The sequence below is a fragment of the Rhizobium aouanii genome (assembly GCF_037002925.1).
Taxonomy (GTDB): Bacteria; Pseudomonadota; Alphaproteobacteria; order Rhizobiales; family Rhizobiaceae; genus Rhizobium; species Rhizobium aouanii.
Window position 1 is genome coordinate 193,791 of the sequence record NZ_JBAMYD010000011.1, and the last position, 18,687, is coordinate 212,477.

The 18,687-nt window shown below is 59.9% G+C and carries 20 protein-coding genes, 1 tRNA gene and 2 pseudogenes; 7 read left to right on the forward strand and 16 right to left on the reverse strand.

What is annotated here, in order from left to right:
• Window positions 1-35: 35 nt before the first annotated feature.
• The 7 genes from V8P77_RS20390 to V8P77_RS20420 all read right to left on the reverse strand — a co-directional run bounded on the left by V8P77_RS20390 (window position 36) and on the right by V8P77_RS20420 (window position 6,031).
• Entirely contained in the window at window positions 36-1,274 is a 1,239-nt protein-coding gene (locus V8P77_RS20390) for a glycosyltransferase family A protein (protein ID WP_335913990.1), read from the reverse strand.
• Window positions 1,271-1,813, reverse strand: a complete 543-nt coding sequence (gene rfbC, locus V8P77_RS20395) for a dTDP-4-dehydrorhamnose 3,5-epimerase (RefSeq protein ID WP_335913991.1) — start codon at window positions 1,811-1,813, stop codon at window positions 1,271-1,273. Before rfbC ends, V8P77_RS20390 begins: the two co-directional genes overlap by 4 nt.
• Window positions 1,810-3,045, reverse strand: a complete 1,236-nt coding sequence (locus tag V8P77_RS20400; RefSeq protein WP_335913992.1) for a methyltransferase domain-containing protein — start codon at window positions 3,043-3,045, stop codon at window positions 1,810-1,812. The genes rfbC and V8P77_RS20400 overlap by 4 nt, the downstream gene beginning before the upstream one ends.
• Window positions 3,042-4,106, reverse strand: coding sequence for a CDP-glucose 4,6-dehydratase (gene rfbG / locus V8P77_RS20405; protein WP_335914050.1), 1,065 nt, complete (start codon window positions 4,104-4,106; stop codon window positions 3,042-3,044). The genes V8P77_RS20400 and rfbG overlap by 4 nt, the downstream gene beginning before the upstream one ends.
• Window positions 4,097-4,870, reverse strand: coding sequence for a glucose-1-phosphate cytidylyltransferase (gene rfbF / locus V8P77_RS20410; protein ID WP_335913993.1), 774 nt, complete (start codon window positions 4,868-4,870; stop codon window positions 4,097-4,099). The genes rfbG and rfbF overlap by 10 nt, the downstream gene beginning before the upstream one ends.
• Before the next feature lie 548 nt (window positions 4,871-5,418).
• The gene (locus V8P77_RS20415) at window positions 5,419-5,706 is read right to left on the reverse strand and encodes a poly(hydroxyalkanoate) granule-associated protein (RefSeq protein WP_335913994.1); all 288 of its coding nucleotides are present in this window, start codon (window positions 5,704-5,706) and stop codon (window positions 5,419-5,421) included.
• 238 nt (window positions 5,707-5,944) lie between these two features.
• A tRNA-Leu gene (locus V8P77_RS20420) sits at window positions 5,945-6,031 on the reverse strand.
• Window positions 6,032-6,198: 167 nt separating this feature from the next.
• Between V8P77_RS20420 and V8P77_RS20425 the strand changes: the two genes are divergently transcribed.
• Window positions 6,199-6,621: a BA14K family protein gene (locus V8P77_RS20425; RefSeq protein WP_335913995.1), complete on the forward strand. Its 423-nt coding sequence runs from the start codon at window positions 6,199-6,201 to the stop codon at window positions 6,619-6,621.
• 9 nt (window positions 6,622-6,630) lie between these two features.
• Here the strand turns inward: V8P77_RS20425 and V8P77_RS20430 are convergent, their stop codons facing one another.
• Window positions 6,631-6,924 (reverse strand): Rdx family protein, encoded by a 294-nt coding sequence (locus tag V8P77_RS20430; RefSeq protein WP_003544579.1) that lies wholly within the window; start codon window positions 6,922-6,924, stop codon window positions 6,631-6,633.
• Between the two features lie 90 nt (window positions 6,925-7,014).
• Between V8P77_RS20430 and V8P77_RS20435 the strand changes: the two genes are divergently transcribed.
• The 4 genes and pseudogenes from V8P77_RS20435 to V8P77_RS20445 all read left to right on the forward strand — a co-directional run bounded on the left by V8P77_RS20435 (window position 7,015) and on the right by V8P77_RS20445 (window position 8,891).
• Window positions 7,015-7,791: a type 1 glutamine amidotransferase gene (locus tag V8P77_RS20435; protein WP_335913997.1), complete on the forward strand. Its 777-nt coding sequence runs from the start codon at window positions 7,015-7,017 to the stop codon at window positions 7,789-7,791.
• A gap of 35 nt (window positions 7,792-7,826) precedes the next feature.
• Window positions 7,827-7,958, forward strand: a pseudogene (locus V8P77_RS34815) (maltose acetyltransferase domain-containing protein); the annotation flags it as partial.
• Between the two features lie 234 nt (window positions 7,959-8,192).
• Window positions 8,193-8,348 (forward strand): annotated as a pseudogene (locus V8P77_RS34820) (DapH/DapD/GlmU-related protein); the annotation flags it as partial.
• A 90-nt stretch (window positions 8,349-8,438) separates the two neighbouring features.
• Window positions 8,439-8,891: a GFA family protein gene (locus tag V8P77_RS20445; protein ID WP_335913999.1), complete on the forward strand. Its 453-nt coding sequence runs from the start codon at window positions 8,439-8,441 to the stop codon at window positions 8,889-8,891.
• A gap of 2 nt (window positions 8,892-8,893) precedes the next feature.
• On the opposite strand, the gene V8P77_RS20450 is transcribed toward V8P77_RS20445, so the two are convergent.
• From V8P77_RS20450 to tenA, 4 genes are all read right to left on the reverse strand, one after another.
• Window positions 8,894-9,193, reverse strand: coding sequence for a CcdB family protein (locus tag V8P77_RS20450; RefSeq protein WP_335914000.1), 300 nt, complete (start codon window positions 9,191-9,193; stop codon window positions 8,894-8,896).
• Window positions 9,193-9,423, reverse strand: coding sequence for a type II toxin-antitoxin system CcdA family antitoxin (locus tag V8P77_RS20455; RefSeq protein WP_003544591.1), 231 nt, complete (start codon window positions 9,421-9,423; stop codon window positions 9,193-9,195). Before V8P77_RS20455 ends, V8P77_RS20450 begins: the two co-directional genes overlap by 1 nt.
• A 58-nt stretch (window positions 9,424-9,481) precedes the next feature.
• Window positions 9,482-11,314, reverse strand: a complete 1,833-nt coding sequence (gene lepA / locus V8P77_RS20460; RefSeq protein WP_027669207.1) for a translation elongation factor 4 — start codon at window positions 11,312-11,314, stop codon at window positions 9,482-9,484.
• Between the two features lie 76 nt (window positions 11,315-11,390).
• Window positions 11,391-12,089, reverse strand: a complete 699-nt coding sequence (tenA, locus tag V8P77_RS20465) for a thiaminase II (RefSeq protein ID WP_026265542.1) — start codon at window positions 12,087-12,089, stop codon at window positions 11,391-11,393.
• A 137-nt stretch (window positions 12,090-12,226) separates the two neighbouring features.
• Between tenA and V8P77_RS20470 the strand changes: the two genes are divergently transcribed.
• Both V8P77_RS20470 and V8P77_RS20475 read left to right on the forward strand, forming a co-directional pair.
• Complete coding sequence (locus tag V8P77_RS20470; protein WP_335914001.1) at window positions 12,227-12,793, forward strand: helix-turn-helix domain-containing protein; 567 nt, start codon at window positions 12,227-12,229, stop codon at window positions 12,791-12,793.
• 21 nt (window positions 12,794-12,814) lie between these two features.
• Window positions 12,815-13,333 (forward strand): GNAT family N-acetyltransferase, encoded by a 519-nt coding sequence (locus V8P77_RS20475; RefSeq protein ID WP_335914002.1) that lies wholly within the window; start codon window positions 12,815-12,817, stop codon window positions 13,331-13,333.
• A gap of 15 nt (window positions 13,334-13,348) precedes the next feature.
• On the opposite strand, the gene V8P77_RS20480 is transcribed toward V8P77_RS20475, so the two are convergent.
• The 4 genes from V8P77_RS20480 to V8P77_RS20495 form a co-directional block, all read right to left on the reverse strand.
• Window positions 13,349-13,960, reverse strand: coding sequence for an HAD family hydrolase (locus tag V8P77_RS20480; RefSeq protein ID WP_335914003.1), 612 nt, complete (start codon window positions 13,958-13,960; stop codon window positions 13,349-13,351).
• Window positions 13,961-14,546: 586 nt separating this feature from the next.
• Window positions 14,547-16,517 (reverse strand): S8 family serine peptidase, encoded by a 1,971-nt coding sequence (locus tag V8P77_RS20485; RefSeq protein ID WP_335914004.1) that lies wholly within the window; start codon window positions 16,515-16,517, stop codon window positions 14,547-14,549.
• Window positions 16,514-17,773, reverse strand: a complete 1,260-nt coding sequence (locus V8P77_RS20490; protein WP_335914005.1) for a trypsin-like serine peptidase — start codon at window positions 17,771-17,773, stop codon at window positions 16,514-16,516. Before V8P77_RS20490 ends, V8P77_RS20485 begins: the two co-directional genes overlap by 4 nt.
• Window positions 17,770-18,684 carry a trypsin-like serine protease gene (locus V8P77_RS20495; RefSeq protein WP_335914006.1) on the reverse strand — a complete coding sequence of 305 codons (915 nt, stop codon included), beginning with the start codon at window positions 18,682-18,684 and terminating at the stop codon, window positions 17,770-17,772. The genes V8P77_RS20490 and V8P77_RS20495 overlap by 4 nt, the downstream gene beginning before the upstream one ends.
• Window positions 18,685-18,687 lie beyond the last annotated feature (3 nt).

An 18,687-nucleotide genomic window follows, 5' to 3' on the forward strand; every position in this document is an offset into this window, starting at 1 on the left:
CGCCACGACGCTAGTTTTTGAAGCTGGCGCGAGGCTCACATGATGATGTGCCGGGCGACATCGTGCTGGTGGAACACGAGATTGGGCAGGTAGCCGAGGGCTACGAAATACTCCCGGTCGCTGTCGGCGCTGATGAAGACGGCGGTGTTTTCCAGCGGACTGTCGCTCAGTTTCACCGTCACCTTCACCTTTTCGCTGAGGCCGAGTTCGCGCATCAGGCCTTCGAGTGCGGTGATTTCCGGGAAACCGCCGAGAAGCAGCGTATTGATGCCGATTGCCGAATTCACTTCACTCACCAGCGTCTGTATGGCGACCATCAGGGGCAGCCTTTCGCGGAAATTGCGGATTTCCGGGTGGTCGAACATCCCGCCCCACATGATGCGGGTGTAGAGCTCATAGGCCTTGATGAAGTTCTTGCGCTCCGCCCAGAAGCGGAAGGCGACTGCCATGCGATTGAGCGTGAAGATCTTGCACATCTCCTCATATTTGAGATGCGTCTCGGGCGTGAGGTTCAGCGCCCCGCGCCTGGCCCCCGTATAGAGAAAATATTCAAGCCCGCCGCGATAGCGATCCCAGCTCGTCATGACGTCGTTGGTGCCTTCTTGCGGGCGGTCGCGGGCGATCGCCGAATTGACGATGGAGCGGTAGAACGGCCGCTGCAGGAAGGTGACCGCGCCCTGATCGAGGAAATGCGCAAGAAACGGGAACGGATAGAAGCAGAATTCTCTTGGAATCCAGGCCGACCGCAGGGCTGATGAGCGATAGATCGCGATTTCCGGAAAGATGTGGCCTTCGCAGATATACTGGAAGACGTCGCCGAAACTTCCCTGCGGAAACTTTCGGTCCTCTTCGACATTGTAGAACTTCCTGATGTCGGTTTTGGCGACTTCGTCGTAGAAGAACCACGGCGCATGGGCGCAGGTCACCTCCTGATTGTTGTCGAGATATCTGATGGTGTCGGCCACCGCATCGGCGATCAGGATGTCATCGTCGGCAACATAGATGAGGTATTCGCCCTTGCCGAGGCGCAGAGCGCTCGTGACGTTTGCTGCGGCGCCGGCATTGGTTTCACGCTTGTAGTAGCGGATCGGCACCCCGCGGCCGATAAATTCCTCGACCACCTGCTGCGTGCGGTCCGTAGAGGCATTGTCGCAGATGACGATTTCGAAAGGAAAGTCGAACTTGTAGTCGTTCTCGCAGTAAGTCAGCGCGTTTCTGAGATAGGCTTCGCGGTTATAGGTCGGGATGCAGATGCTGAGTTTGATGCCGCTCAAAGGCGTGTCTCTTGGCTGAAGCTCTCAAGCGCGGCATCGCGCTCGCTGATGATGCTCGGCGTGAACGGCCAGGCGATGGAAAAGGCGGGATCGTCCCAGCGGACCCCGCGGGCAAGCTCCGGCACGTAGACTTCCGACATCTGGTAAAGGAGTTCGCAATCATCCTCGAGCGTCAGGAAGCCGTGTGCGCATCCGGCAGGTATGTAGAAGGCGTTATGACTGATGGCATCGAGCTCGACGGAGGCCCATTTGAGGTAGCTCGGCGAATCCGGCCTCAGATCGAGCGCCACGTCGAAGACCCGGCCGCGCGTGGCGCGCACCAGCTTCACCTCCGGCCGCGGTTGGGCTTGGTAGTGCAGGCCGCGCAGCGTCCCGCGCTTGTGGTTCTGCGAGACATTGCACTGTGGGTAGGCCGGCACGAGACCTTGCGCCGCAAAGGTCTGCGCGTCGAAGGTTCGTGCGAACATTCCCCGGTCGTCGGAGCGTACGTCGACTTCCACGACAAAGGCACCCGAAACCTCAGTCCGAAGAAACTTCATCCAAGCACCGTCAGTTCCGGCACGGCAACGGCGAAGCGTCCGCCCCAGGCGCCGATCCTGCTGTTGGCCGCAACGACCTCGTTCTTGATGTTCCAGGGCAGGATGAGGACATAATCCGGCTGCGTCTCGTCCATCTTCTCCGGTGCGTAGATCGGCAGCTTGCTGCCCGGCAGGAAATGCCCCTGCTTGTGCGGATTGCGGTCGACGACATATTCGATGAGGTCGGTGCCGACGCCGCAGAAATTGAGCAGCGTGTTGCCCTTGGCGGCAGCGCCATAGGCGGCGACCTTCTTGCCGCTGCGTTTGGCTTGTTCGAGGAAGGCGAGCAGCCCATCCTTGATCGGCGCCACGCGGCTCTGGAAAGCCTCGTAGGTCTCGACCCTGTCGAAGCCGGCGGCGGCCTCCTCAGTGCGCACCTTGGCAAGGCCATGGCCGATTGCGTGAACCATGGACGTTGCGCGGCAGGCAAGCACGCGGAGACTCCCGCCATGGGTCGGCAATTCTTCCACGTCGAAGATCTTGAGGCCGTGCGCCGCGAACACCTTTTCGACGGCGAGCAACGACAGATAGTAGAAATGCTCGTGGTAGACAGTGTCGAACTGGATATTTTCCATCAGCCGCAGCAGATGCGGGAATTCGACGCTGACGACGCCGTCCGGCTTCAGCACGGCCGAAAGCCCGCCGACGAAATCGTTGATGTCAGGCACGTGCGCCAGCACGTTGTTGCCGATGACGATGTCGGCGGCAAGGCCGCGGGAGACGAGATCGGCAGCGGTTTCCTTGCCGAAGAAGCGCGCTTCCGTGGGAACGCCGATCTGCCGCGCCACTTCCGCAACGTTCTCGGCCGGCTCGATGCCGAGCACCGGCACGCCGGCTTCGACGAAATGCTTGAGGAGGTAGCCGTCATTGCTCGCGACCTCGATCACCTGTGATGCCTCACCGAGGCCGAAGCGCTTGCGCGCCATGATCGTAAACTGGCGGGCATGCTCCACCCAGCCGTCGCTGTAGGAGGAGAAATAGGCGTAGTGGCTGAAGATATCCTCCGGCGGAACGAAGGCATCGGCCTGCACCAGCCAGCATTCCGTGCAGACGAAGGCGCGCAGCGGATAGGATGGCTCGGGCAGTTTGAGCTGCTCTTCCGTCAGATAGGCATTGGCGAGAGGCGTCGAGCCCAGATCGACGAAACGATGCTTCAGCGGAGCGTTGCAGAACCGGCAATTATGCGCTGTCATGATACTGTTTCCTCATAGGCCGCGATCTGCCCGAGCGAGAAGGCGCGCATGTCGGCTCCCTCGCGGTTGGCCTTGTACCAGGCGGCAGTCCAGTCGATTGTTTGCTGCAGGCTGAGGCGCGGGCGCCAGCCGATGGTATCGAGCGCCAGAGCCGAGCTCAGCGTCAGCGCCGGCGCTTCCGGCAGATGTTTTCCCGGCGCGGGCTTCCAGACGTCGTTCACGCCATGAGCAAGGCCGAGCGCGTCCGCAAGTTCGGAGACCGTCGCGAAGCTCTGCGGGTCTGGACCGAAATTGAGTGCTTCGGGCAACTCCTGCTCGCCGGCAAGTGTCAAGGCCTCGGCGAAGGCGAGATAGCCGCCGAGCGGCTCCAGCACATGCTGCCAGGGGCGGATCGCTTCGGGATAGCGCAGCAGGATCGGCTGGCTGCTTTCGAAGGCGCGGATGAAGTCCGGAATCAACCGGTCTTTCGACCAGTCGCCGCCGCCAATGACATTGCCGGCACGTACCGTCGCAAGCCTGATATCGCGCCCCTTGAAGAAGCTGTCGCGGTAGCTCTGGACGATGAGTTCGGTGCAGGCCTTGGAGTTGGAGTAGGGGTCCTTGCCGCCCAGCATATCCGTCTCGACGAAGGGAACGCCGCTGCCGTTGTTGGCATAGACCTTGTCGGAGGTGACGACGAGAGCCGTCTTGACCGAGGGCGTTTCCCGCACCGCGTCAAGCACGTTTGCCGTTCCCATCACATTGGTCGCGAAGGTTTCGGTCGGATTTTCGTAGGAGCGCCGCACCAGCGCCTGCGCGGCCATGTGGATGACGATTTCAGGCTCGAAATCGATGAAATGCTGCTTGAACGTCGCCGCTTCGCGGATGTCGGCAATGTGATGGCCCTGTCCGGCCCAGGGCGCAAGCCGCCCATAGAGCGAGGGATTGGTCTCGGGTTCGAGCGAGACCGCCGTCACTTCCGCACCGAGCTTTTCCAGCCACAACGACAGCCAGGATCCCTTGAACCCCGTGTGTCCCGTCAGGAACACGCGCCTGCCATTCCAGAAGTCCGTCAGGCCCATAGCTTCCACGGTGCCTTTCCGGAACTCCAGAGCTCCTCGAGCTGGTTGCGCTCGCGCAGCGTGTCCATCGGCTGCCAGAAACCGTCATGCTTGAAGGCGGCAAGCTGGTTGTTGGCGGCGAGCCATTCCAGCGGCCCGGCTTCCCAGATCGTGTCGTCGCCAGGGATGAGATCGACCACCGAAGGGTCGAGCACGAAGAAGCCGCCGTTGATGCGCTGGCCGTCGCCTCTCGGTTTCTCGATGAAGGAGGTGATGTACTGTCCCTCGATATTCGTGGCGCCGTAACGTCCGGGCGGGGTTACCGCGCACATCGTCGCCTTCAGGCCATGGCTGCGATGGAACGCGACCTCGGCGGCGATATCGATGTCGCCGACGCCGTCGCCATAGGTCATGCAGAAGGGTTCGCCTGGTGTCAGATGATCACGAATGCGCCCGAGGCGGCCGCCGGTCATCGAATACATGCCGGTATCGACCACGGTCACGCGCCAGTTCGGTCGTGTGCCGCCGTGGTAGTTGATGCTGTTGGAGGCGAGGTCGACGGTGATGTCGTTGTGGTGCAGAACAAGGTTTACGAAATATTCCTTGATCAAATAGCCCTTATAGCCGGCGCAGATGATGAAATCATTGAGCCCGTGATGGGCATAGATGCTCATGATGTGCCAGAGGATCGGCATGCCGCCGATTTCGACCAGAGGCTTGGGTCGGATACTGGTCTCCTCGGCAAGACGAGAGCCAAGGCCACCGGCGAGAATTACGACTTTCATCCCAAGCGAACTCCAGAGTGTCTAGTCAGGTTTCCCGACCACCCTCAGAGCCGCCCGGCTCTTTACAGGCGGAACGGCCGTATGTTCATCCTTGCCCCGGTATCCGATTTCGTTCTTGTGCGAGGCTTGCGGGGCTATCGGAACGGGCAGCCGCGCGTTTCGCAGGCCGTGCGTTTGAGCAATGGAACAGGCTCGCCGTTCGGGAATCCCGTTGGCCGAAGGCACGTCCTTCGAGTTTTACGAGGAGCGCCAAGCGGGCGCAATTGATCCGGCCAGAAGCGGCCGATCCTGATAGGAAAACGTCAGATACCGCCGGCCGATTGCCCCCAGCAAAGGCCCGGCGCATCAGCCTGAAGAAAAAATCCCACTTCGGAATCCCGAAATTCCCCCGCTTCGGGATCCCGAAATTCGCCGCCTTTCGCGGGCTGTCGCCGCCGAGAAACATCCAATGATTTCAGGCCCGCAACCAATTTCGGGATTCCGAAGTGCTATATAGATTATGGTGGGAGTTCTCCACGCGCCGCCATACGTTGGCCGGATCGTTGCGTCTAAGCCTCTAGACTAAGCTGGAGTGGAGTATCTGCCTCGGCGACCTTGGGCTTACGTTTGGTTGCCGCACGGCGTGGTGGTTTGGTGGTCTTCTGCAGAGTGTCGGAGCCGAGCTCATCTGATTCGCCGTTGGGCAGCAACGGGTAAGCAGCAAGCGCCGCGCCGGCAGAAGCTACCTCAATGACCGGCTTGGTACGCGGCATTTCAACGGCCGGTTCGGCAGCGGACACCTCACGCGCCTTTGGTTGCTGGGGGTTGCCGGCTGCGGACGTGGCGTATCGGATCATTGCAAGACTCCATTATGTTCGCTTTATGTTCGCATTTGGGGGTGAGGGAGTCAATGCAGGTCAGCTATCAAGACCTGTGGGAATAAGCGTCCAGAAATCCGGATTTCGGAGAGTTCTTGGGAGCGATCGAGTGAACAAGCCTCAAGCGCATCGCGGCTGGCCTTTGCTACAGGGCACCAATGCACAACTTGGTTGAAAAGGCTTAACTCCTTGATCTTGGTAGCGATCAAGAATGGAATGGTGCCCAGAAGAGGACTCGAACCTCCACACCCTTTCGGGTACCAGCACCTGAAGCTGGCGCGTCTACCAATTCCGCCATCTGGGCGACGGAGAGCGATGTAAGGGGGTGGCCCCTGACTGTCAACTGGGTTTTTGAAGTTTTTCTGACAGTTGGCGAGAAAGCTGCCGATCACATGGGCGGGAGTAACCCGAGACGGCATAGCGCTTCGGTGGTCACGCCCTATATAAAGGAAATATCGAAAGGAACGCCTCATGCCCGCTGCTCGCACGCTTCTGCTCGCCGGCCTTCTCGCCATTCTCACGCCCGCAATCGCCGGCGCTGATTCGCTGAAGCTCGGCAAGCCGGGGGTTGGGCCGCTGAACACGGGCTCGACGCTCTGCGACTTTCGCGGCTGCTTCGGTTTCGGGCCGCAGCAATGGCATCGCCCCGCCTATGTCCAGCCGAACTACCGGCCGCGCGGCGCGACCGGACCGACCTATTACCGGCCGGGCGCTGCCGGGCCGCCGCAGCTGACCTATGACCCGCCGCCGGTGCAAAGGGTGCAGCCGAAGCCGCGCGACATGAACAGCCATGCCGCCTGGTGCAGCAACGAATACCGCTCCTACAATCCGAGGACGGATCGTTTCCTCACCTATGAGGGCATCTACAAGACCTGCCGCTCGCCCTATCGCTGATCATCGTGGTCAGCTTTCGAGCGAGGCGCGGTCGACGTGGCCGAGATCGCGGCCGGGCTCGACGATGTCGCGGACCCGCTGCTTCAGCTCCTTCGGCCCGGGAAAGCCGCCGTCGCGCTTGCGCTCCCAGATGAGATCGCCATTGACGCGGATCTCGAAATTGCCGCCGGTGGCGGGGATCAGCGCCACTTCACCGAGGCTGTCGGAAAATGTGTGCAGCAGCTCCTGCGCCATCCAGCTGGCGCGCAGCAGCCAGTTGCACTGGGTGCAGTAGAGGATCGTGACGCGGGCTTTCTCGGTCATGGCGATGTCCTTTCGTTTGCTGAGATTTAAGCCCTGTGGCGCGTGCGCGCAATCGCCCTCTCACAAGCGTCTTGCACGCCGCGCTGCGCCATGGTCTTTTCCCGTGGTCGGCCATATCAGGAAGAGCCTATGCGCGTCGCAGTCATCGAAAACATGCGGAATACCGGCCTCGGCGCGCTTGCCGCGGCCCTCGACGAGGCGGGCGCGGAGATCGAGTGGTTTCGGGTGTGGCAGGATGGCGTCCTGCCGAAAGATATATCCGGCCATGACGCGCTGGTCGTTCTCGGCGGCGAGCAGAGCGCGCTGGATGATGAAGCCAACTCCTACCTGCCGGAACTCGTCCGGCTCACGCGCCGCTTCGGTGATGCCGGCAAGGCGGTGCTCGGCATCTGCCTCGGCAGCCAGATCCTCGCTCGCGCCTATGGCGCCGACAATCATTTAGGAATCGCCCGTGAATTCGGCTGGCACGGGATCGGCGTCACCGCCGAGGGCCGGGCCGATCCGCTGTTGTCGGCGCTTGGCGGTGAATTCACCATCTTCGAATGGCATGCCGATACGTTTTCCCTGCCCGAGGGCGCGGTCCGTCTCGCCTCGAGCCCCGTCGCCGAAAACCAGGCCTTCCGCATCGGCCGCGCCGTCTATGGCACCCAGTTCCATTTCGAGGCCAATGCAGCGGTCATCGAGCAATGGAAGGCCGAATTTGCCGATACGATCGCGCGCATTGCGCCGGGCTGGCTGGAGAACCATGCAGAGCTGGCGGCAAGACATGCCGGAGCCGCCGATGCCGCGGGCCTTGCCATTGCGCGCGCCTGGGTCGGCCTGATCGAACGGAAAGAGGTCGAAATGCTGTCGCAGGCCTCGGCGTAAGGGGTGATGCGATGCCGGCCAGCGAACGCGAAAAGATGGCGGCAGGCGAATGGTATTGCTGCCTCGATGACGAACTAGATCTCCTGCGTCGGCAGGCACGCTTGGCCGTCCACGCGCACAATACGCTGCCGCCGGATGAGCGCGGCGCGATGGCGCCGGCCCTGAAGGCGCTCTTTGCGCAGGCAGCACTTAATGTCTTCATCGAAGCACCGTTTCACTGCTCCTACGGCATCAATATCACTCTCGGCGAACGCGTCTATTTCAATGTCGGCTGCACCATCCTCGATTCCGGCCGGGTGACGATCGGCGATCGCAGCATGTTCGGCCCCGGCGTGCAGATCTATTGCGCCGAGCATCACAAGGATCCGGCACTGCGCAGCACAGGTATCGAGATCGCCAGGCCGGTCACCATTGGCAGCGATGTCTGGATCGGCGGCAGCGCCATCATCCTCGGCGGCGTCACCATCGGCGACGGTGCGATTGTCGGCGCCGGTGCGGTGGTGACCAGGGATGTGCCGGCCGGCGCAACCGTAGTCGGCAATCCAGCCCGCATCCGCTAACGCCGGCAAGACCGCCATTCCGCGATGATCTGCCATCTCGACAGCAGCGATCATTCCGCTAGATGAGAGGACAAACGGGAGGGAATCATGAGCGAACTGAATTTACCGATGGAGGGCGGCTGCCGTTGCGGCCGGGTGCGATTGAAGATCGGCGCCCCGCCGCTGCTCACCATGGCCTGTCATTGCACCGGGTGCCAGAAAATGACCGCGAGCGCCTACTCGCTGAGTGCGGCCATCCCGAGCGAAGGCTTCGAGGTGACACAAGGCGAGCCTGTCATCGGCGGCCTGCATGGCGTCACGAAGCATTATTTCTGCCCGCATTGCATGAGTTGGATGTTCACCCGCCCGGAAGGCATGGACTGGTTCGTCAATCTGCGCGCGACCATGCTCGACGACCCGAGCTGGTTCACGCCCTTCATCGAGACCTGGACGAGCGAGAAGCTGTCCTTTGCCGAGACCGGCGCAGTATACAGCTACACGGCGCTGCCGGAGATGGAGGCCTATGAGGGGCTGGTGAAGGAGTATATGGCGCGAAGTTGATCTCAGAAGCCCTGGAAGAGAAAGTCCATGGCGCCGATGATGGCATCGCTTTTGCCCGATAGATCTGCGACCGCTTTTCCTATTTCCGTGGTCGGGACCGATGCCATGCGCTGGGTGGCCATGACATAGGTTTCACCCTCGATGGTAAAGCGTGGGTTCAGTCGCGAGATCGACCAGCTCAGTTCCTGTACTGGATGCAACGGAACCATGACGCGCGAAGGCAGATCGTCAAGCAGATTGGCCTGAAGATCGATGGCCAGGAGATTTCCGCTTTTAAGGTGATAGACGTGAAAGCGTGCCATTAAAACTGACGGTATTTGGCGAAGGGCAAGCCGTGCTTTTCAACATATTCGTTTTCCAGACGGATAGCCTCGGCGTTCTCGATACGCCAAAGCCGCTCGCGCTCCGCCTTTATGGCCTTTGCGATACCATCTTCCGCCGCCCGGGAAATGTTGATCTGGAGCTCGCGCGCTTGGGAGACGAGACCTTCGTCAAGAGACAGGTTCGCTGCTTTTCTTGGCTGCTGAGCCATAACGATCTCCTCAATTTTATGCGCACATTGTATGCGCATAAAATACCGTTGAGAAGCGTTATTCGTCGCCCATCTTCAGCGCTGCGATGAAGGCTTCCTGGGGGATCTCCACCTTGCCGAACTGGCGCATGCGCTTCTTGCCGGCCTTCTGCTTGTCGAGCAGCTTGCGCTTGCGGGTGGCGTCGCCGCCGTAGCATTTCGCGGTCACGTCCTTGCGCAGCGCCGAGATCGTCTCGCGGGCAATGACGTTGCCGCCGATCGCCGCCTGGATCGGGATCTTGAACATGTGCTTCGGGATCAGCTCCTTGAGCTTCTCGCACATGTCGCGGCCGCGCTTTTCGGCTGCCGTCCGGTGCACCATCATCGACAGCGCGTCGACCGGCTCGCCGTTGACGAGGATCGACATCTTCACGAGGTTGCCCTCGCGGTGGTCGGTCAGCGTATAGTCGAAGGAGGCATAACCCTTCGAGATCGACTTCAGCCGGTCGTAGAAATCGAACACGACTTCGTTGAGCGGCAGGTCGTAGGTCAGCATCGCGCGCGTGCCGACATAGGTGAGTTCGATCTGGATGCCGCGCCGGTCCTGGCAGAGTTTCAGGATGCTGCCGAGATAATCGTCGGGCGTCAGGATCGTCGCGCGGATCCACGGTTCGTGGATTTCCGAGATTTTGACGACATCGGGCATGTCGGCCGGATTGTGCAGCTCGCGCTCCGTGCCGTCGTTCATGTACATCTTGTAGACGACGGAGGGTGCGGTGGCGATCAGATCGAGGTCGAACTCGCGCTCCAGCCGTTCCTGGATGATTTCGAGATGCAGCAGGCCGAGGAAGCCGCAGCGGAAACCGAAACCGAGGGCCGCCGACGATTCCATTTCGAAGGAGAAGGAGGCGTCGTTGAGGCGAAGCTTGCCCATGGCGGCGCGCAGATCCTCGAAATCGGCGGCATCGACCGGGAAGAGGCCGCAGAACACCACCGGCTGGGCCGGCTTGAAGCCCGGCAGCGCCTGGGCCGTCGGCCGCTTGTCCTCTGTGATCGTATCGCCGACGCGGGTGTCGGCCACTTCCTTGATCGAGGCGGTGATGAAGCCGATCTCGCCGGGGCCGAGGCGGTCGATATTGACCATCTTCGGCGTCAGCACGCCGACGCGCTCCACCTGGTATTTCGCATCGGTGCCCATCATCCGCACCGTCTGGCCCTTGGTCAGCACGCCGTCGATGACGCGGACGAGAACCATGACTCCGAGATAGGCGTCGTACCAGCTGTCGACCAGCAGCGCCTTCAGCGGCGCCTTTTCGCCGCCGGGGCTCTTCGGCGCCGGCAGCTTGTGGACGATCGCTTCCAGCACGTCGGGAATGCCAAGGCCGGTCTTTGCCGAAATCAGCACGGCCTCCGAAGCGTCGATGCCGATCACTTCCTCGATCTGTTCCTTGATGCGGTCGGGTTCGGCCGCCGGCAGGTCGATTTTGTTGAGGACGGTGACGATCTCGTGATTATTGTCGATCGCCTGATAGACGTTGGCGAGCGTCTGCGCTTCGACGCCCTGGCTGGCATCGACGACGAGCAGCGAGCCCTCGCAGGCCGACAGCGACCGTGAGACTTCATAGGCGAAGTCGACGTGGCCGGGCGTGTCGATCAGGTTGAGAATGTATTTCTCGCCGTTGTTCGCCTGGTAATGCAGGCGCACGGTCTGGGCCTTGATGGTGATGCCGCGCTCGCGCTCGATATCCATATTGTCGAGCACCTGCTCGGACATTTCGCGCTCGGCAAGGCCGCCCGTCGTCTGGATCAGGCGGTCGGCCAGCGTCGATTTGCCGTGGTCGATATGGGCCACGATCGAAAAGTTGCGGATATGGGACAGCGGAGTGGTGGAATTGGTGCTCATGCGCGCCATATAGCAGCGCCGCCCCCTGCCGCAAAGCGGTAATTATCCCGCTGTTTACGCTATTTCGTCCTATGTCGGGCGCGTATCAGACCGGCCACGTCTCCAGCCGCCAGGCCGAATCCCAGAACATCCATTCATATTGCGAGGCGCGCACGAAGACATCGGTCATCTGCGCCCGCTCCACCGGCGATGCGGCGCGGGCGGCGATGTCGGTCAGCGCGATCACCTCGCGGGCGCCAGCGGCAAATTGCGGATCGCCATAGGTGTTGATCCAGGCCTGGAAGGCATTGCCCTCGATAACAGGCCGGTTCTTGATCGCTTCGCCGACATGCCAGTAGATCCAGAAGCAGGGAAGGATGGAGGACAGCGCCACCGCGTAGGAGCTGTGATAGGCGGTGGCAAGCAGGAAGTTCGTATAGGCAAAGCCGGCGGGCGAGGGCTCGGCTGATGTGACGTCCGCAGACGTGATGCCGAATTGGGTGAGGAAGCCGGCATGCAGGCCCTGCTCGACGGTGATCGCCTTCTGCGCCGAACCGAGGAAGCGCAGGACCTGCGCATTGTCGGGCGCCTTGGCCGCGACGATCGCCAAGCATCGCGCATAATGCTTGAGGTAGAGCGCATCCTGCAGGATATAGTGCCGGAAGATCTCGGGCGGCAGCGTGCCGTCCGAAAGCCGCTGCAGCAGCGGCAAGGCCTCGATTTCAGCCATGATCGGCGCGATCCTGTCCCAGGCGGCAGCCGTGAAGCTTCCCGTCAGTTCCGTGCTCTGTGTACTGGCGTCCATCGTTGTCTCCTCGGATTACGCCGCCATATAGGGACGGCGCAGCGGCGAAAGCAAGGCGCGTTTGGCCGCTTTTGTAGCCACTTGATTCCATCATCAGATACTGTATTTCTCTTATAGTGGAATCATGGGACTGGAAAATGGAACCGGAACTCGAACAGGCGATCGGCATTCGCATCCGCACGCTGCGGCAGGAAAAGGCTCTGACGCTCGAGGATCTGGCTGCGGCCTCCGGCGTCAGCCGGGCGATGATCTCGCGCATCGAACGGGCGGAGGCGAGCCCGACCGCCTCGCTGCTGGCAAGGATCTGCGCCGCGCTCGGCCTGTCGCTGTCGGCCTTCTTTGCGGAAGAGGGGCTGGCCTCGCCGCTCGCCCGTCGGCAGGAACAGCAGGTCTGGCGCGATCCGGAGACCGGTTATCTCAGACGCTCAGTTTCACCCCCGGGCACGGCTTCCGATGTCGATATCGTCGAGGTCGAATTCCCCCCTGGCGCCCGCGTCAGCTTCCCCCCGCATGCGGGCGCCCATGGCATGACGCAGCATATCTGGCTGTTCGACGGCGAGCTGGAGATGACGGCGGGTGAAACCGTCTACCGGCTGCGCCCGGGCGATTGCCTCTTCATGCCGGTCGGCGAGGGCCACGTCTTCCACAATCCCGGCAACGCGCCGGCGCGTTATTGCGTCGTGCTCGATCGCGGCGGCCGATAACAATATTCTCAGGAGAACAGCATGTCCGCTATTCGTACCCTTTCCGCCGAGGAGGCCCGCGCCGCCATTCCGGCTCTTTCGGAGGTACTTGTCGATTGCGTCGCGGGCGGCGCCTCCGTCGGCTTCATGCAGCCCTATGGGCCTGAAGATGCCGGGCCCTATTGGCGCGATGTCGCCGATGCCGTCTCTGCGGGCGGCAATCTGCTGCTGGTCGCTGAACTCGACGGCAGGATCGTCGGCACGGTGCAGGTGGGCGCGGCGCAGATGCCGAACCAGCCGCATCGCGGCGATCTGAAGAAGCTGCTGGTGCATCGCTCGGCCCGCGGCAAGGGGCTCGCCCGGCTGCTGATGGATGCCGCCGAACGCGAGGCGGCAAGCCGCGGCAAGACCCTGCTCGTGCTCGACACGGCAACCGGCAGCGATGCCGAGGCGATCTATCCGCGCCTGGGCTGGCAGCGCGTCGGTGTCATTCCGGATTACGCGCTGTGGCCGGAAGGCGGTTTCTGCGCCACCACCCTGTTCTACAAACGGCTCGCCTGATTGCGCCGGCCCCGCTCAAGCCGTCCTGGCGAAGACAGCAAGCGCGCCGCCAAGCGTCGCGCCCGCCGTCCATTGCGCGGCATTCCAGCCGAATTGCCGCGCCGCTTCGATATTCACCGCCATATCGTCGATGAAGCCGATCTCGCCGGGCGGTACGCCGGCCCGCTCGGTCGCCAGCTGGAAGAAATCGGGCGAAGGCTTGCTGTGCCCGAGTGCTGCGGAATAGATGATGTCGTCGAAATGCGCTTTAAGGCCGATCTGCTCCATCAGGTAGCGTGCCCGCCTATGCTCCTGGTTCGTCGCCAGCAAGAGGGTGATGCCGCTTTGCCTGAGAGCGGCGAGCTCTTCCAGCAGATTGAAATCGAGGCGGGAATCGTTTTCGAACCAGTAGTCGATCAGTATTTCGGCGCTGAGGTGGGGCGCGATCTTTGCGAGAACACCGGCGAGCCTCGGCTCCAGTGCCTCGCGGCCGATGATGATATCCCGCCAGTGGGTCTGAAAGAATTCCTGCTGCAGCAGGTCGACACGCAGGCCGAGATCGCGCTCGAGATGGGTGAAATGAGGCAGACCATCGGTCGGACGACCATGAATGAGCACGCCGTCGACATCGACCATCAGCACTTTCATGCGGAAAATTTCCTTGTTCTCAAAACACCGTCGAAGGTGGCGTTATAAACAGTGCCACATCTCAATCCATATAAGTCCGCGGAGCCGAAAAGCCTGTATTCTTGGCGGCCGAGTTGTCCGCATTTGCAAAGTCGGAAGACGTCTTGAAAATGATCAATAGCAAGGAAACAGACCGCATCAATCCCCATGCCATGAAGATGCCGCAAGGAGTCCTAATCAGCTTCGGCGAGAGAAGGGTATAACGGGCCTTACGAGCTATGGCGCGTACGCAAAGCGATTTTCTGAGACGTTGAATGCCGTTGCTCTGGCCTTCATCCGAGCGGATGGGTCATCCGGAATTGGTTATTGATTTTCAGTATATTGTGTCTTCGCGCTGAACAGTAGGTGTCGAAACTCCGTTGGCTCATCCATTCAAAGTCGATCACAGATCGAGGCGAACTGGATTGGCCAGTATCGGATAGCCCCGTTTAGTGAACTGTCGCACCGCGCCACGCTTAAACTCTTCGCTGAAATTCGATTTGCGCATGATGCTCTCCCTCAATTTTAGGAAAGAAGGCATCTAAAATCTCGGGACTGCGTTTATATCTCAACAACCGTTCTTCGGCAGTCTCGCGATGAAATCCAGGGTTTGAGAGAGCGGCTCAATCGTACCATCACAGAATTGAATCTGCAGGTCTGCCACAGGTTTCACTCCATAGAGCTTGCCAACTGCGCCTTTAGGTTTCTGGTCTGTCATCGCCATGTCGTAGTAAACCGCAAATCCTTTATCGGATCCAAGGTCGACGCTCCGTAGGATAGTGTTGGATGGAACGAATTTACGTGAACCATCAGCAATGACTTCGTAAAAGACGTCCTTTGGGCTCAGCGATTTGACTTTGGCGGAGCGCCATTTGCCATTCAAATCCTTTATCCAGTCCATCGTGGGATCCAGTTGCATGAGAACAGGATCGACGACACCCGCCGCAACAAGCTTGTCAGCGATCGGCCAACTGGTGACCTGAACACGGCGCTTGGCGACGAAAGCGGCAAAATAGTCCTCCGGATATCGCCCAAGCATGTTGGCAATCGCGCCAGCGACAAAAGCTGTCGACGGCGAGGTCCCCTCCGCTTCACCCATACTCTTATCGTCAAGCCAGCCGGGTATGGCCTCGGCACCGGGGGCTGCTACATGAACCATTGGTGGCGCCGTATCATCGGAAAAATTCGCCGATCCAAGAGGCGCCGGATCCGCATCATTGCATTTTTCGCAAGCAGTCGCGACGAGAACGTTTTTCAATGATCCAAGGTTCTGCGGCGACAGCGACGATCCTTTTGAGATCGCACTTGGCGAGGCCCCTTCGTCCGGCTCACCGGCCGATACCACAAGAAGCGGCGACGTTTCTTCGATCGTCAGGCTTAGCAAGCTTCTATGCCCTGATTCCTTGGCGGCGAACTGTGTTGCCGCAACGAACACGTCGATCGGAAGGCCATGTTCAGCCTCCTCGTTTAGGAGGTTGCTGAGTTTTATATCTCGTTCCGGGAAAGCTACGAGCTCTCCTTGAGAATGTTGCACCCAGTCGAACGGTTTGAGGACGGCATTTGGAGCAAGCCCGATGAAGCCGGTGTTCGCCATCGTCGGGCTCGCAATGATGCTCGCAAGATGAGTAGAGTGATGCAGATTGCGATCGAACTGTGCCCAACGGCATCTTACGCCTGTTGTGAAAGGCACGGTCGGGAACGGGTTTAACGGCTCGTCGAGAAGATGCACCTGGACTTGTGCAGAGGCGCTACCGGTTACTGACGACATTGCCGACTTGTCGTAGCGCATCATCTCAAGGTAGTTGAGTTGCGGGGGCACGGTTCCCGCGCCACACGCGATTTTGATAGCGTCTGTTGACGAGTTGACCTTTCCACGCTCAGGCTCAGAACGTTGGGGATCAAGCGAGAAATTCGTGATCGACAGAGATTCCAGTGAGTTTTTGATCCGCTCCATGTCGTCGTCAGATGACGCTGGTAAAAAGACCCGGAATGCGTCGTAGCGAATTACTGTCGTCTTGCGATTAATATGGTTTTGAATCGGGTTCAGGTGCGTCCAGGTTTTCTGCAGGTTACCGGCTTTCTGCAGTTCAAGCTCGTCCCCGTCGAAGCGGCGAACTCCAGTGTACTTAATAAATCGGAAGTCTGGCACCTGAATCTGCTGGTTCTGCTCTAGCTTCACTGGGTCCAGGCCGGGATTCAAGGCCTCCGCGATGCCTGTAAATGCAGTGCATGGCGGGGGATAATTCAGCTTATCGAAGATACTGCAAAGACTTTCGCCCTGCATGACGGTGTATGCCCTCTTGGGCAAGGCATCGATTGATTGGAGGCTTTGCATGACGGTCGATGCATTGTCTCCTGGCGTGCCTCCTTGAAACGAAAGGAACAGGCCGGGCGTGGTCTGCGAATTGACAATAGTCTGGCTCGGCTGATTATCTGCTGGAGTCTGGTTGGACTGGCCCGGCTCCTGTCCCCGCACCATCGATGCGAATGATGATATAGCGGCTAGAGTGACTACTGGAATGAGAACAGATTTGGTCATTGCGTCCATCCCAATCGTTGAAGGAGTTCGGAATGATCAGTGCTTAGAGAATTCAGGATCGCGTCAATCCGGATCGCCTTGTTCAGGCGGTCGTCTGGGCAAGAGGGATCGACGTTGAACCCGGCATGATGCAGGCCCACCAGCCTGCCGGTGTCGTCAAACACGGGTGCGCCGGACGAGCCAGCCTCAGTTGGGCAGAAGTGAGTAAATTCGGTGAAGTTCTTCTGCGTGAGGCTGGGCGACCCAAGAGGCAGGGGTGTTGTCCAGCCGGGATACTGTGCGCCATCGACAGAGCAATTGCTTATCCGCTTAAAATTGCACATTGCGTGATGTATCACAAAAATTTTGCTCGTTGCTGCCGGCGGTTTGCCACGCTTGACGAAGGCCGGTTGTCCTACCACAGCGCCAGAGCCTATTACCGGTTTGATGGCCAGAAACGCGAAGTCGAGCTGCTCGTTTGCTGCAAGAATCTCGCTGCAACTATATTGGCGGCGGATCCGCTCAGCGCTTTTCAGCCATCCAAAATCAATCAGAATCGCCGAACAATCCGAGTTTTCCCAGCGGCGCCCTTCGTCCGAAACCGGCCCACAGTGCCAATTTGTCAGTGCGACGTCGGGGGCAACAAGGACGGCCGTGCAGCACCAGTTCTTTGCGTCTGCGCCCTCTATCGACGTGCCGACGAGAAAGCCAACCTTGTCGCTCAACATCTTGGCAGGAACGTCATCGCTATCCTCGACGAAAGGCCAGGTTGGTGTGGACGTTCGCGAGGAAAACACTCGTGCTGTTTCGGTCTGCTCAGGCGACGCAATCAAGGTATCGACGGTGAGTGTGGAAGATGGGTTGTCGGAAACATACTCAACCAACACGGATTTTGCGACCATGCTTCCGGTCCAAAGCGACGCCCCATCTTGATCGGTCGTAAAATCAAGAGGTCCCGCACTGGCAAGAAAGGAATAGTTCTCATCCCGGAACACCACTTGCGTTCCCCTGGATACCGTCCCGTCGACGTGCAAATGCAATCTGAGCGAATAGGCCGGCGCTCCGTTGGGCGGAGCAACTCGCTTCACTGACCCAGCCTGCACCTTGAGATCTTGCGAGAACGTCTTGCCGAAATCGGTGCGAGCTTCAGCCGTGCTACATTGCCGCACGGTCGGGCTTGATGCGATCGCGCGCTGGGGTGGCGAAACCACAGAACATGCGATGAGCGCCAATGCGATCAGCATTCTGAAGGTGATTGTGCTCGCTCTCTTTGTCATTTGACGATCCCGCAGTCGGTTCCCTTTTTACCATCGGTTACCTGCTCAATCCATCGCTTCACATCCAGCCGGCCTAGATGAGTATAGATGCCAACGCTTCCGCACGATGTTCGCAAGTACGAGTGAGAGGGAAAAAAGGCGCTTCTCGAAACGACACCAATCGGGAGGAGATGACCGTTCTCGATCCGAAACACCGGCCCACCGCTGTCCCCGCCACAGGCCATGACTTTCTTCGATTCAAGGTTCCCGAGCATAAACTCCTTGAAGGGCCTGCATCCTAAACTGCGGAAGAGGTTCGCCGTGCAAAACGCCGAGCGCATAGGAATTGATGCTGATCGCCGCTGTCCAGTTGAGCCCGGAATCCGTCCATCGAGTCCGAACCCGGCTACCGTCAAGTGTGTTTCCTGGTCGAAAGTTTCGCTTGCCAGCCTTATGTTGTTCGTCAGGCTAAATCCGCTGCAACTATCTGCTTCCTCCAGCACAAAGGCCTGCCTGAGTTCCAGGATCGCGAGGTCGTCGCCCGCCGCTTTGCCGGTCTGGCAGACATTCGGCGTAAACTGGGCGCGAAGGTCTGCCGTATGCCAGGAGGCATTGCCGTCGAGAACATTGTCATTGATCGATACAAGATAAGTGTGTCGATGACAGGTGCAGTGGGCGGCCGTCAGGACGAAGTTCCCGGCAATAATGAGACCGCTGCAGATGCGTGGGACGTTTTGTGCGTCGACATACTCAATGGCGGCCACCAGCCGGTTCGAGCTGTTCGTCCCATTCCAAATCTCGGTTGATGGTCTAGGGACAGGGAGAGGCTGATCGACGGGCCACTCGCCGCCTTCAAGAGTTTGCGCGCCCACCGCTGCCGGCAGGAGGTACAGCAGGCTAAGAACAATGATCATAGCCAGCCGTGCGGTCATGTC

Coding starts and splice junctions, on each gene's coding strand:
- V8P77_RS20455 (WP_003544591.1), bottom strand. CDS start 9,423: ATGGCTCAGCAGCCAAGAAAAGCAGCGAACCTGTCTCTTGACGAAGGT.
- V8P77_RS20450 (WP_335914000.1), bottom strand. CDS start 9,193: ATGGCACGCTTTCACGTCTATCACCTTAAAAGCGGAAATCTCCTGGCC.
- rfbG (WP_335914050.1), bottom strand. CDS start 4,106: ATGGGCCTGACGGACTTCTGGAATGGCAGGCGCGTGTTCCTGACGGGA.
- V8P77_RS20430 (WP_003544579.1), bottom strand. CDS start 6,924: ATGACCGAGAAAGCCCGCGTCACGATCCTCTACTGCACCCAGTGCAAC.
- V8P77_RS20400 (WP_335913992.1), bottom strand. CDS start 3,045: ATGACAGCGCATAATTGCCGGTTCTGCAACGCTCCGCTGAAGCATCGT.
- V8P77_RS20485 (WP_335914004.1), bottom strand. CDS start 16,517: ATGACCAAATCTGTTCTCATTCCAGTAGTCACTCTAGCCGCTATATCA.
- lepA (WP_027669207.1), bottom strand. CDS start 11,314: ATGGCGCGCATGAGCACCAATTCCACCACTCCGCTGTCCCATATCCGC.
- rfbF (WP_335913993.1), bottom strand. CDS start 4,870: ATGAAAGTCGTAATTCTCGCCGGTGGCCTTGGCTCTCGTCTTGCCGAG.
- V8P77_RS20445 (WP_335913999.1), top strand. CDS start 8,439: ATGAGCGAACTGAATTTACCGATGGAGGGCGGCTGCCGTTGCGGCCGG.
- tenA (WP_026265542.1), bottom strand. CDS start 12,089: ATGGACGCCAGTACACAGAGCACGGAACTGACGGGAAGCTTCACGGCT.
- V8P77_RS20495 (WP_335914006.1), bottom strand. CDS start 18,684: ATGACCGCACGGCTGGCTATGATCATTGTTCTTAGCCTGCTGTACCTC.
- V8P77_RS20435 (WP_335913997.1), top strand. CDS start 7,015: ATGGTCTTTTCCCGTGGTCGGCCATATCAGGAAGAGCCTATGCGCGTC.
- V8P77_RS20490 (WP_335914005.1), bottom strand. CDS start 17,773: ATGACAAAGAGAGCGAGCACAATCACCTTCAGAATGCTGATCGCATTG.
- V8P77_RS20475 (WP_335914002.1), top strand. CDS start 12,815: ATGTCCGCTATTCGTACCCTTTCCGCCGAGGAGGCCCGCGCCGCCATT.
- V8P77_RS20425 (WP_335913995.1), top strand. CDS start 6,199: ATGCCCGCTGCTCGCACGCTTCTGCTCGCCGGCCTTCTCGCCATTCTC.
- V8P77_RS20415 (WP_335913994.1), bottom strand. CDS start 5,706: ATGATCCGATACGCCACGTCCGCAGCCGGCAACCCCCAGCAACCAAAG.
- V8P77_RS20480 (WP_335914003.1), bottom strand. CDS start 13,960: ATGAAAGTGCTGATGGTCGATGTCGACGGCGTGCTCATTCATGGTCGT.
- rfbC (WP_335913991.1), bottom strand. CDS start 1,813: ATGAAGTTTCTTCGGACTGAGGTTTCGGGTGCCTTTGTCGTGGAAGTC.
- V8P77_RS20470 (WP_335914001.1), top strand. CDS start 12,227: ATGGAACCGGAACTCGAACAGGCGATCGGCATTCGCATCCGCACGCTG.